Annotated in this window: 11 protein-coding genes; 1 reads left to right on the top strand and 10 read right to left on the bottom strand. The window is 52.9% G+C overall.

Annotated features, from left to right (window positions below; translation table 11 throughout):
- Nucleotides 1–290: 290 nt before the first annotated feature.
- Nucleotides 291–962: a recombinase family protein gene (locus tag J4D99_RS19405; protein ID WP_208133402.1), complete on the bottom strand. Its 672-nt coding sequence runs from the start codon at nucleotides 960–962 to the stop codon at nucleotides 291–293.
- Between the two features lie 110 nt (nucleotides 963–1,072).
- Between J4D99_RS19405 and J4D99_RS19400 the strand changes: the two genes are divergently transcribed.
- Nucleotides 1,073–1,735: a recombinase family protein gene (locus tag J4D99_RS19400; protein WP_208133401.1), complete on the top strand. Its 663-nt coding sequence runs from the start codon at nucleotides 1,073–1,075 to the stop codon at nucleotides 1,733–1,735.
- Nucleotides 1,736–2,074: 339 nt separating this feature from the next.
- Here J4D99_RS19400 and J4D99_RS19395 read toward each other — a convergent pair whose 3' ends face one another.
- The 9 genes from J4D99_RS19395 to J4D99_RS19355 form a co-directional block, all read right to left on the bottom strand.
- Nucleotides 2,075–2,815 carry a DUF6602 domain-containing protein gene (locus tag J4D99_RS19395; RefSeq protein WP_208133400.1) on the bottom strand — a complete coding sequence of 247 codons (741 nt, stop codon included), beginning with the start codon at nucleotides 2,813–2,815 and terminating at the stop codon, nucleotides 2,075–2,077.
- The gene (locus tag J4D99_RS19390; RefSeq protein ID WP_208133399.1) at nucleotides 2,802–4,949 is read right to left on the bottom strand and encodes a ThiF family adenylyltransferase; all 2,148 of its coding nucleotides are present in this window, start codon (nucleotides 4,947–4,949) and stop codon (nucleotides 2,802–2,804) included. Before J4D99_RS19390 ends, J4D99_RS19395 begins: the two co-directional genes overlap by 14 nt.
- Nucleotides 4,942–5,931, bottom strand: a complete 990-nt coding sequence (locus tag J4D99_RS19385) for a nucleotidyltransferase family protein (protein ID WP_208133398.1) — start codon at nucleotides 5,929–5,931, stop codon at nucleotides 4,942–4,944. The genes J4D99_RS19390 and J4D99_RS19385 overlap by 8 nt, the downstream gene beginning before the upstream one ends.
- 124 nt (nucleotides 5,932–6,055) lie before the next feature.
- Complete coding sequence (locus J4D99_RS19380; protein ID WP_213019589.1) at nucleotides 6,056–6,277, bottom strand: DUF2188 domain-containing protein; 222 nt, start codon at nucleotides 6,275–6,277, stop codon at nucleotides 6,056–6,058.
- 322 nt (nucleotides 6,278–6,599) lie between these two features.
- Nucleotides 6,600–7,124, bottom strand: a complete 525-nt coding sequence (locus J4D99_RS19375; RefSeq protein ID WP_208133397.1) for a hypothetical protein — start codon at nucleotides 7,122–7,124, stop codon at nucleotides 6,600–6,602.
- 8 nt (nucleotides 7,125–7,132) lie between these two features.
- A complete protein-coding gene (locus J4D99_RS19370; RefSeq protein WP_208133396.1) occupies nucleotides 7,133–7,888 on the bottom strand; it encodes an ImmA/IrrE family metallo-endopeptidase in 756 nt (251 codons plus the stop codon).
- A 4-nt stretch (nucleotides 7,889–7,892) separates the two neighbouring features.
- Complete coding sequence (locus J4D99_RS19365; protein ID WP_208133395.1) at nucleotides 7,893–8,249, bottom strand: helix-turn-helix domain-containing protein; 357 nt, start codon at nucleotides 8,247–8,249, stop codon at nucleotides 7,893–7,895.
- A gap of 279 nt (nucleotides 8,250–8,528) precedes the next feature.
- Nucleotides 8,529–9,764: a hypothetical protein gene (locus tag J4D99_RS19360; RefSeq protein WP_208133394.1), complete on the bottom strand. Its 1,236-nt coding sequence runs from the start codon at nucleotides 9,762–9,764 to the stop codon at nucleotides 8,529–8,531.
- Nucleotides 9,742–12,285: an N-6 DNA methylase gene (locus J4D99_RS19355; protein WP_208133393.1), complete on the bottom strand. Its 2,544-nt coding sequence runs from the start codon at nucleotides 12,283–12,285 to the stop codon at nucleotides 9,742–9,744. Before J4D99_RS19355 ends, J4D99_RS19360 begins: the two co-directional genes overlap by 23 nt.
- Nucleotides 12,286–12,418: the final 133 nt, after the last annotated feature.

The raw sequence follows: 12,418 nt of genomic DNA, 5'->3' as shown, positions 1-12,418 counted from the left end.
CCCCATAACATTAGAATCTTACTCCGCTCTTTTCCTTTACTGACCCAAATTAGGGGTCGTGTCTGAACATAGGATAATTCTTACTTATCAAGCTTGCGTGTGCCAAACCGATGCAAAGCATAAGTTTAGGTACGATAAGCATTGGATACCGTACCCAAGTAGCTGGTTTCGCTTAGCCCAGATAGGTAGCGATAAGGAAACAGCAATGCTACCTATCTATACTTCTAGGCACTGACTTAGCTAGATTGCAGGAAGTCAAGTAGAGGCCCTACGTCAGAGCCAGAAGCTTATTAAGCCGTAGCAGCAGGTAACAGGCGCTGCACCGTGGTGGCCTGAAACGCCTTTCCGCGCCGGGTACGATAGCCCGCCTCGTTCAGCTTGGTGGCAATTTGCCACAAGGTCTGCCCTTTGGCCCGCAAGAGTTCCGCTAACTGCGCCGCTTGCCGGTTAGCCTGGTGCTCACGAGCGTTGCGCTGCATCGCTGCCTGTCCTTGGGCAATGACGGCCCTCGTAAAATTCTGCGGGCTGCCCAACTGCGTGCCTCGCGCCTTCTTGGCGGCGAGCGCGTCGATGGTCCGCTTGGAAATGGTCTCCCGCTCGTGCTGGGCAAGCACGGCGAATAGGCCTACGGTAAGGGTGTTCGCGTCGGGCATGTCGCAGCAGACGAAGTCTACCCCTGAATCGCGCAGGGCGAAGATGAACCCCGCGTTGCGGCTCAACCTATCCAGCTTCGCAATCAGCAGCGTGGCCCCTACCCGCCGGGCCTCGGCGATAGCCGCGTGCAGCTGGGGCCGGGAGTTCTTCTTACCACTTTCAATCTCGACGAACTCTCCCACTAGCTGGGCCGGGTCGGCGACGAACGCTTGCACCGCCGCCCGCTGCGCTTCCAGCCCTAACCCAGAGGTGCCTTGCTTTTGGGTGGAGACTCTATAATAAGGAGTGTAGCGACGAGCGGTCGACATCAAACGGGAACGAAAGGGAAGAAAAACCCTGGCAAGTTACGGATTTTACATATTGTAAACGTCCGTTTAACTTTTGTGACAAAACTCAAAACCGGGGTAGTTTTGTACCAATGACCACCTATGTCGCCTACTTCCGCGTCAGTACCGTCCGCCAGGGCCAGTCCGGCCTCGGCCTCGAAGCTCAGCAAGCCGCGGTGCAAAACTTTCTGCGAGGTGACGCCCAACTCGTGGCCACCTTTCTCGAAATCGAGAGTGGCAAGAAAAACGAGCGGCCCCAATTGGCCGCGGCTATTGCCCGCGCCCGGCAGGAAGACGCGGTGCTGCTGGTGGCCAAGTTGGACCGACTCGCGCGCAACGTGGCTTTCCTCGCGACGCTTATGGAAAGTCGGGTGCGCTTCCAAGCCGTTGACTTGCCGGCCGCCGATGAGTTTACCCTGCACATTATGGCGGCCGTGGCCCAGAAGGAGGCCTCAGCGATTTCCACTCGCACCCGCGATGCCTTGTCCGCCAAAAAAGCGCGGGGCGCGCAACTCGGTACGCCCGCTAATTTGACCCAGGCCGCGCGAGAGAAATCGTGGGCAGCGATGACCCAGAATGCCCAATCCAATCTGAATAATCGGCAGGCGGCACAGCTGGCCGCGCTGTTGCGGGCCACGGGGGCGACGTTGCGCAACATTGCCGAGCAGCTCAACCAGTCTGGTTACCACACACGGTATGGAAAGGCGTTTCATCCTATGGGGGTGCAGCGCCTACTAACCAAACCGGCGCAGTAGTCTGTATTATGTACAGCAAAGCTCCCAGGCGCCATTGTTCTCAATCTAGGGCTGCCGTGCTGGTAGTCTAGGATGCGGTGATTCCTTCCAGGTGCTCGTTTAGAAAACGCTAGACCCCACTGAGACGCCTTGCAGAGGTAAGTTCTTCCTATTTTATGTCGGTGCTGAGATTATTGCAACGATGAATGCAGCAATAAAACTATTGCAATTTGCAGTTATCTCTCGTAATAACTGGCTTCCGATTTAGGGAAGCGTACATGTTGACCTAAAACTGAATAGTGACCCGCGCAGCGGAGATAGTAACTAAAAATTGTTTTGAAGCAACTCTACCTTAGTATTTTAAAGCGAACTAAGGACTCGTGCATATTCCTCAATTTCAATAGCTGGCACTGTGCCCAGACGTTGTAAACGGGCGAGTAATTTTAGGAAGAAATAAATCAATGCTTCTTCTTTCGTGCTGAATTCACGCTTATGATTTTCCTCTTTGCGGTATTCTAAATTGAATGTTCCCTTTTGGAGTACACACCCTATATCAAGCCGACCGTATGACTCATAGCTATCAATAGCCTTTACGAAGGGTTCACCAAATGTATCTTCCCATTCACTATCAAGACATAATAGTCCACCGAGGATAGTAAATGGTTTGCGTGGATCGGTGATGCAGCCGTCAGCATGATAAATTGGTGCATTAGTTCGGTGAAGTAAGCGGACTGACTTAATCTTATTGGCAGTATAATCCAAGTACTTTTTATTCATTGTCTGTTTTACTTCAAATACTGCATATACACTCTCGGCAGGAATGTACATTGCTCCGCCCATTTTAAATACAAAAGGTGAATACTGGCGGTCATAAATAACCAAATCAATCTGGTCGCTAAGCTTTCGGTTAGAATCGACAATAAATGCTTTATCCACGCAATAACGTTTTGGCAAATACTCAGAAAGCCAGTTTCGCCAACTATCTTCCGTAACATCCCCCTTTGTACCAGGATGACTAACAAACTCGCGGTTTGTCACAAGGTAATTAGTCATCGTATTCTGCATACTTGCAAATGCGCCGCGTAAATCAAAATCTGCCATTGTTCTGATAGGCGTACAATTGCCCCTGATAATGAATAAAAAAATGATGTTGTACTTTATGAGCTCGGGTTTGCACTATTAATAGCAGTGGCGACTTGATGCCAACCTGCGCATGATTCGCTACTTGAGCAATAGTGCGCTTATCGGTTGGGCTTGGCTGCGCTGGCCCGTTGGGGTGTGAGTGCCAGTCTCCGAGATATTGTAGTGCAGTTGGCAACTCTCGTAACTGCCTGTTAATACATCCTGCATCAGGCGTAAACGAAGTTGCCGAACTGCGGTACTTGGTTGGCACAATAATGCGGCTGACAATGGCCCCTTTACCGGTTGCAGAATAGCTGCCGACGAGCACACCTCCAAATTCGCTTGGTTGATGCAAAAGGGTCAGCCGATGGATTTCATCCAAGCAATGGCTTGTCACTACTAGGTGCAGGCCTAATTCTGGCTGGATGTAGTGGTGGTCGTGGCTGACTAAAATTCCCTGGCCAAGTTTACGATGCAGGCTAAAAGAACGAAAATCCTCATCGCTTTTTCCCATTGTAGAAAGCTCACCCACAGCTACTCCTATTAGCGCATCAATATTGGCGGCTGTAGCTCGAAAAGTAGAATGCCAACAACCTGTGCCCTCCCGAAATTCTGGGTGTATCGGCCGTTGTAGCTGAGCTAATAACGCGGCACGTCGCTCCTCCAGCGGAAAACTGGTACTACCTGCTACTACAATTAATTCCTCCGCGCCTTCAGTGACAGACAGATGTATTACTTGCTGCGCCGTTGTTGCAGCTCTTTGCAGGGTCCACAGGGCTTGATTGTTTGCTGAACAGTCGAATATTAGGTCAAAACCGCGTAGCCCCTCTACCAACTGCTCCCACCCCTGCCCACCGGGTGCAGTAGCTGGCATTGACTTGTGTAACGCAACTGTTACAAAGGGAGAAAGTGCGAATAGGTGCTGTCGCAAAGCTCTACCCTTTGGGGCCATTGCATCACGAAAGCGTAGGCGACTGCGACAAACATTACCAGGCGCAACCACATCAAAATCAGCCAAACCTACACGACGTAATCCACCGCGAACCAGCTGTTCAGCTAGCGTACTGCCTACTGCCCCGATTCCAACGATGAGTACCCGTGGCTGTGTCAATGCTGGTGCTAGTTGCCCCCTACCAAAGAATCGAGCATATGCCGCATTACTAGAATCTCCCCAATCGAGGGCCTGCTGGTCTAAAGTTTTCAATCGCTTCTCCAGTTCCTTCGGCGATTTATCGTGTTTCAGTATATTCAGCGGTATCGAGAGCACGTCCCACGTTATTTCTGGCCCGTCAGTGCCTGGAATATGGTAGCCTACTGCTAACAAGAATCTTCTGCCTAACGCTGGGGAAGACTGCTTACGAAAAGTTGGACTGATTGCCTGCTGGCGCAGTACCACAAAGAAATCTTCGGGAAGTAACGGCACCAATTCATCCCATCGACTGATACGTAGTTTACGCTCTATTACTGGCTCTTGCCGCAATAAGGCCCACAAGCCAGTGTAGGTAGCTCCTTGGCATTGGTCAGAAGTCCAGCGAGCTTTTAGATGCCCTAGCCCACTGCCTAAGAAAACGGCTGGATACTTGGGTAAAGCTACCGGGTCGCTTGCCGCTCGCAAAAGCCAATATTGAAATGTTCCGCTTTGGCGGGCCTCAAACCTAGTCACCGAGTTATCAGCTGGTTCTTCATCAAACAACAGTTGACCTCCGCCCGCTTCTTCTAGTGGAATGTATTCGTAAAGTTCATCAGCTACTTCGCGCACGTAGTATTGGTCTAGCCATCCGTGCAGGCGCTCCAGTTCTAGCGTTAATCGGGTATGCAAGTGATTTACTACTGGCGTTGCTAAGCAAAGCGTCCCCCCGTGCTCTGGTAATCGAGCTACATTCTGGTGGGGATAGCCCCGAAGTTCCTGTGGATAAAACAGAACCTCGCCTTGAGGATATGCTTCCGGCAAGTGTACTGTGAACGTAACGGGTTCTTTGGCCGTGGCAACTACTACACGCCCGACGTACCGCGCCGCTGCTTGTTCAAATACGAACGGTATAAGCAGCGATACGTCGGGCAGCTCCGCGAAGAAAGCATTGTAAAACGCTACGTCTTCATCGTGGTTAAGCATAGGTAGCGGGCGGATAAATAGTCTCGCGGACGTTTGGCTTCTGGCTGTAGCGATTGCTAGCCGAAGAGTCCTCAGCCTTCTTCTCTTCGCAGGGAAATTTAGGATTTTCGGGAAAGTAGAATTTTAGTTTAGATGCGTCACTATCAATCTGAGTAAGTGCCCGCTTCATATCCCGCGCTAACTCTGTTTTGTGCTCGTCCGAGAGGCTGGCCGCAACGTTGTTACTGGAATTGCCAGGGTCAGCTAAATTGATGGTTTCGATGTTATCTCGAATAAACTCCATCGTTAATTTTAGCCTTTCCCAACGGGCGGCGGGCACATTATCCTCACCTTTAGTATCGAAAGCCTTAATTGTCAGCAACTCCAACAAAAAGGACTTTAGATTCGGGAAGTGCGCAAACTTCCATGCTTTCAACAGTCGAATAGTTTCACGCTCCTTTTTACGACCCTTGATATGCTCGACCTGCTTAGCAATATTCGTCTTCATGCGCGTCGATGACTCCTCTGTTTTCAGGTGCAGATTCAGGTCGAAGCAGTTCGGGTCATCGTCGCTGATACGGCGGCCGGGGGTGATGTCGAAGTTGAGAGTTTCACCATCCACCGAAAAAAACAGGCCCACTGATACTTTTTGGGGGCGAGTTTGAAGTAAGTCGCCTACATCATCGCTAAACTCGTTACTTTCCAAATAATCAAGTACTGCATCGTACATACTTTGCAGCGTTTCAAAAGCTTTGCGCTTAAAATTGAGGCACAAGTCCATATCGAACTTGATATTGATTGCCGTGTGCTTGGCATAGGAGCCCGAATGCTGAATACAGGCTAGAGTGGTGCCGAACTTCTTATTAAGCGCAGCTTGTACAGCATCGCGCTTTTTGCGGTATCGGTCTGCTAAGCTGTTGTTGTCGTTGATAAGGTCATCTTCGAGGTTGATGCCGTAGGAGCGGTGAACACAACCGAGATACTCGTCTTTATTTAAATCCATTGTCGGGTTATTGCAATTGGTTTAAAGTCTGGCCAATATGAGCCACGTTTGTAGCATCAGCCAGATGAAACAGACAAGAGTCTACCGTCAAGGCATGCCCCTGCCTGCTCACCGTTATGAAAAACTAACCCTTGATGCTGCGAGGGTCATGGCCGTGGCTATCGGATGCTCGGATGCGGCCGTTAGGGCGGTGAATGACCAACTCGCTGCCGTTACGGGCGGCCTGCGGTCGGGCTACTGCGATGGCCTGGGCCTGCGTGGGCTTGATGACGGATGCGCGCTGAGCACCGGCCGTGATAACGGCGAAACCGTTGGATCGGGGGGTAACGTGGACGTTCTTAGGCATGATTACTGACTGTTTTAGAAGGAATTACTACCCCTGACGGAGGGGCACACCGAGTCAGACAATCGAACGCGATAGTGCTAGTTGCGTAAAACGCAATTACTTTCGCAAAACGAATTGTCGAAAGAGAGAGGACCACGGGCAATAAGCTGGTGGGCCTCGACGAGGGCAAGCAGGTGCTGACCTGAGAATCTAGCCTGTTGCGCTTGTGCAGTAGAAGCCGGCCGTCACACTCCCGTGGCGGGCGGTTTTTTTGTGAGTTGGTGATGCTTACATGGGCAAAGGGGGTTACCTAAAGTGTACTATAACTGGGGCTATTTCTCAACTATAGGCCGTTGGCCTGCTTGAATTGTTGGTAAGTAGCGTAGGGCATTTTACCCCCAGCGGCTCGTACTTCCGCGATGAACTCGTTACACTCTGGTATAGTGAGGTGCTGGCCAATAACGGCTAGGTGAAGAATATCTGAGGTAGTGTAGTACTTAATACTATACTGTTCGCAGTAAGCGCGAATGTCGCGCAGGTTGCTACTGGCAATATAGTGGGCGTGGTGGCGGGCTAGTGCCATGCATGCGCTTTCACCTTTACCAAACGTGCGCTGCAGCATAGCGTATTCCAACGCTAAGGCTAAGTCATTATCGGGCAGCGCTATCTGCTCAACTTGACAAAAGCGAATGAAGTTGTCGAGGGTTGTATTGAATTTGCGCACTACCCGCAGTTCGTCTTCCACCTGGGTCAGCAGAGCCAAGCGGCCAGGAAACACGACGTTGAGCAGCGCCATTCGGTTGCCAGTTAGAAAATGGCTGACTACGTCGGCATCAACCAGCACCTTGGGTAGAGGGTTAGGGGGCATGGAAAAGATTAGGCGTCAGCGGCGGAGTCGAGGTCGGCACCGGAAGGCAGCGCGAAATCGTGCAGAAAGGTGGCGTGCTGGGTTTCGGAGATGCGCTCCTGTTCAAAAAGGCGTGAAGACAACGGCAGGTAGTCGCCGATGGCTTCACGCTTAGCGGGGCGGGTATTATCGTAGAGGTCAGTGGGGTACCCAAGGTTGCGAGCCGAGAGTATGACATTTTTGCCATAGTCCTCCTGCTCCTGCGGCCGGAGGTAGTCCAGCTCAACCAAACGCATAAGCATGGCTTTGCGGGAGCACTGAAACTCCTGCTCTAATTGCACGATAGTGGACAAGGGCAGGCTGGCACCTGGGGTGAGGTCGGCAGCGGCCTGCATTATGCGGTACTTGGGCATAAGTAGGCAGGCAGCGAAATAGTCAGCATTGCGCTCCTCCGGGTCATTCTGACCATTGAAGCGAGCAGTATGACAATAACGAACGTGAAAATCGGCTTGCACGAATAGGTGGTACAGTTCGTGCGCAATGGTGAAATTTTGCCGGCCGCGGGCCACACTAGAATTAACGAGCATAAAGCGCTCGCCATCCTGCTTGAGAGCCATACCGGAGAGTGCACCTTCGGAGCCAAGCGGCTTGAATACTGCCACTACGCCTAACTGATGAAGCAGTAACTCCAGGTTGAGACCCAAGCCCTGACCTAGACCGTGGATAGCCCGGAATTTCTCGGCCTGGGCCTCAATGGGCCGGATATCGAATTTGGCGGTTTTCATGGACTTACTCAGCGTCTTCGATACGCTTCATCTTGAGATAGTTGGAAACAATGCGACGAAACCCGGCGATGTGCTCTAAGTCGGTGGGCTGAAAGTCACCCGCGGCCCGGAAGGCAAAAGCCGCATTAAGGGCAAGCGCTTCAGGGCTGGGGGATAATAGGTCGGCTAGGTCAACTCCGTAGAGCGTGGCGAGTTTCTCAAGTAACACAAGCCCTGGTTGACGCCGGTCGTCTTCAATATGCGCCAGTAGAGAGCGGTCGATATCTAGGTAGGTGGCGAGCTGTTGCTGGGTAAAGCCATTGCTGAGACGCAACTGCTTTATATTGGCGCCCAGACTGTTAACTGGTGCTTTTACTGACATAACTGGGGCGGGCCCTATGGCCCTCTATTACTGTGGTGTCACAAACATACACAATAACTCACAAAAAAGTTGCAGTCAGTGTGACAGGAAGATTTTTACCGGAACCCAGCTGCAGGACAGTATGCACAACCTATTGAGCGGGCACGACTGTAAGATGCGGCACTTCAATGGCAGCAGTTATGGATGCAGATGGTACGGGACCGGTGGCCGCGAGTGAGAAATCCGGCGTTGCAGCACGGATATTAGACGGAGTATGAAATCGCTAGTAAATCAATAGAACTATGCCCCGGCTGGTCGAACAGTTTTGCGTAAGCTTTGTACCACCTGCTGATACCTACCTGGTCTATCGCTCAGCTTTAAGACGGCTTCAACTTCATCCCCGATTTGTAAGGATTGAGCTTGCATAGCACTTTGATGAATTAGCGCTTTTTCACCGGATGGAACAGCGGTAAACTCACCACTACCGTTAAGAGGAGAAATCCCGGTTACAGTGCCAGAGGTATAGCTGTTTGTGCTGGTAGTGATAGTATCCCAGGCATTCTGATAGGTTTGCAGCAGCGCAGGCTTATCAATTACCTCTTTGAGCCACACTAGCAAGTCGAGTAGCTGGTAGGTTAGAGCTGCCAGCAAATAGGGCGTTCTTACTGTTTCGCGCAGCGTTTGCAACTGGATTTTAGCCTCTTGGCGCTGCCCCTGCGTAATCAGCGCGTTTTGCTGATAATGCGACCCATTGCTGGTCAACTCAATGAGCGTGTGCAGTGATTCGGTCAGGATTTTAGGCAGCGTTGCCTGGCGCAGTTTGACACTATCGCCCCCGTGGGGAGGGTTCATGGGTTGGCCGGAAGCGCTGGCAAAGAAATAATACGCAGCCGTTAGGTTAACCTCGCTACCTTTGAGGCATTGGTCGGGCAGCAGCTGCTGGCTGTGGGCAGCGTAGAGAAATGCTTCTACTAGCTTCCGCAGCGTATTAAATAAGCTGTCGTCGTCATGGTCGGTAGATGGTTTCTCTAGCCCCTGCAATACCTTAATGAGTAGAGAACCTGCGTTTTCACCAAGCAACTGTTTGCTACAGGCGGCGAAAGCGGGAGCATAACGGTGGCGTAGCTTGGTTTCGGGTAGCTCGTCAACGGCTTTTTTAATATCGTTGAACAGGCGGTCTTCGTCGTCGCCACCTTTCTGGTAATAGTTCTCGTAGGACTCGCCAAACGATGGGTCGCTAACCAGTTTCTCTTGCCCCGTTAGGATGAACGACGGAAAATACTTCCGGTGGCTCAACTCAGCTAGTTTTTGGAGTGCTTTACCTAATGCGCGTTCGTGCTCAGTACCAGCAACCTGGTCTTCTCTTTCGAAAGAAATAGCATCCAGTAGCACCGCGTCAAAATCAGTTAGATGCTGTTCCAGGTAAGCAAAACCTTCTTGATTAGAGCGAAAATGCGTAATATGAATGTCGGCATCAAGGGCGTCGCCTACTAGCCCTTTTGGTGGATTATCGTCAATCCAGAGAACTCGGTACATCATCGGAAGAAATAGGGTCGGGGGTTTGCAACTCAGACGCAGCTACTGGCAGCGTAATTACATAGGCTACTGTATAGCCGTTTAGGTTAGAGGGCTGCACCGTGATGGAGCCGTTGAAATAGTCTACAATTTCTTTTACCTCGTAGCCACCGATGCCTGAGCGGCCAGTAGCACCGGCCTTGGCACCTCTAATAAATAGACGGTCTACCTCCCATCCGGCAGGCAGAGGCGCGCCGTTGTTGTGGATAGCAATAGTAAGCTTATCACCAAAGGAACCCTGGACCCAAATCTGCACGCTATTCTGCTCAGCGCGGGTGTTAGCGAAGCCGTGCCGGGCGCTGTTATCGAGGATATTATCGAACAAGCGATTGAGTAGTGACTCATTAGCCTGCACGTAAAATTTGATGAGGCCGAAAAACGTCTCTTCATTACCAGCTACGCTAGCTAAGTCCAGCAGGGCAAGCGTGAAACACTGGTCAGTTGCCTGCTTCCGTTTAACCAGCCGGTCAAGGAAATCCAGTAGGTCGATTGACTCGAGCGCATAGCTCCGCACATTGAGCTCCGCCTCGTCGCGGTGAACGGTTTCGTAGATATAGTCGCGCGCCTGCTTCATCGCTTCAATCGTGTGGCGCACAGTGGTTACGGCATCGGCAGGATGCATGAGGCTATCCAGAGCGAGCAGTTGGCCGGCCATATTATAGCGCTCGATAACGCGCTCTAGCCGCCGGAGCCCGGAAGCCAGCTCCTGCAGCGGGGTACCGAGCGCGTGCTTTAGGGAAGCAAACTGGGCGTAGGCCTCCTCCTTGACCTGCTGCGTGGCTTGCACTGCATCCTTTTCCTTTTCTTTGATTTGGAGCACCTGCTCGCGCGCATGGGCAACAATCTCCTGCTGCTCATCCAGGGGGGGTAGACGCAGAATCAGCCCTAGCAAATCGTCCTTGCGAATGGACGGCATAACGGCCCCGGTATTGAATGCCTTCACCTGTTTGCGAACGAATTCGGAGTTGAGCTCCGAAATCAGATAGGCCAAGTCTACCGCGTCCGAGTGCAGGTGCAGCGGCTTGATGTAGGGCGGCAGGTACACCACCTGCTCAGGCTGATGCACATACCAGGTCGGCTTGAGCGAGCCACCCTGCAAGGCCACCAGCAGGGCAGTCTGGGTAAGCGGCACGAGCTGGCGCCGGCCCAACTCCTCGACCGGCACCAGGTCGGTGGTAAGGGTGAACTCGAAGTTGTCGGACCTCAAATCACGGATGCGGATAAGGCGGCCTTCGGGCGGGAGGACGCGCTCGCTACGGGTGGGCAGCTGGCTAACTACTTGGATAAGCCGGGCTTGCTTTCCGACCGGCTCCTGCGGAGTAAGGTAACGGCGGGCACTGAGCTCGAAATACTGGGCGGCCAGCTCCTCAGGAGCGACGTAAAGCGCAGCCTCTGAGCTGGGCTGCCGGAAAGCCTGGAGCAGGCCGGGCACATCGAGCACGGCTTGCCGCCCCTGGCGCTTGGTGTACTCTTCGGCGTCTAGCAGCAGGACTCGGCTTTGGGGCCGCTGGTTTCGATTGAGCAGCAGCAAGGCAAAGGAGGCCGTCGTGTTGTGCAACAGGCCAGCCGGAAACTCAATGACGGCTTCTAGCACATCGGAGGTCACCAAGCTTTCGCGCAGGAGACGGTGTTCGCGGATGCTGTGCCAGAGGAAACTAGCCGGAACCGCGATTATGGCCTGCCCGGCAGGGGCCAGGCTCTGCATGATTTGCTGGACCAGCGCAATATCAAAGGCCTGGGTTACGGAAGAGCCACTCAGGCCCTCAATCCGGTCGGTTCGGAACATGGGCCGGGGCACCAGAATCATATCCCAGCGTCGGTGGGAGGGCCACTGGCGCAGGGGGTCCTGGGGCGTGATAAAGGCGTGAAGGAGCCCGTGGGCCGCTAGGCGCAGCGTGCCGAGTGCCTGCTCTAGCCGGAGGGGCTCCTGGCCATAGTACTGCACAGTGGCAGGCAGGAAACCGGCTAGCTGGCAGGTGCCGGCATACGGGTTATACACGCTATCGCCCTCGTGCACGGGGTAAACCTGGGTGATGAACTCCAGCAGCTCGGCGGGTACCAGGTAACTTCTATTGGGGCCAGAGGCCGCCTGCGCGGGGTAGTCGAGGGCATAATCCAACAGCGCCGCGTACTCGGCTTGAAGCAGGGTGGGCAACTGCAGCGTGGACAGCAGCTCGGAAACGCGCGATAGAGTGCGGCTGCTTAGCCGCAGGCGGATGTCCTCTAACAGCTCCAGCGACTGCGCCAAGTCATGGGAGTAGGGCAACTCCTCGTTGCCGGAGCCGGTCGTAGGCAGGGGAAAGCGTAGGGGTCCGGAGGCTAGGAAAAGCTCCAGCGGGGCATTATTCCGCAGCCACAGCATCAGGTATGGAATAATCGCCGTTATCTCGGATTGCAGCTGGAAGCCCTCGCTGGAAAGCACCTGGTAGGTGCGCTTGATAATACTGGTAGCAGTGAGAAAGGCAGCGTTGCGGTTATTCATACACGGAGGGCCTTAGCGGTGGCCTGAAACCTGCTTAAAAAGGGGAAGTGGCCAGCGTGAATTACAACCACGGCACAAAGCAACAGGGCGGGTGTGCAGCCAAGCTGCATAGGGTGTAATTTTCCAAAAAAAG

This window comes from Hymenobacter sp. BT559 (assembly GCF_017571525.1).
In the GTDB taxonomy this organism is placed as follows: domain Bacteria; phylum Bacteroidota; class Bacteroidia; order Cytophagales; family Hymenobacteraceae; genus Hymenobacter; species Hymenobacter ginsengisoli.
This window is presented reverse-complemented; position numbering and strand designations above follow the sequence as displayed.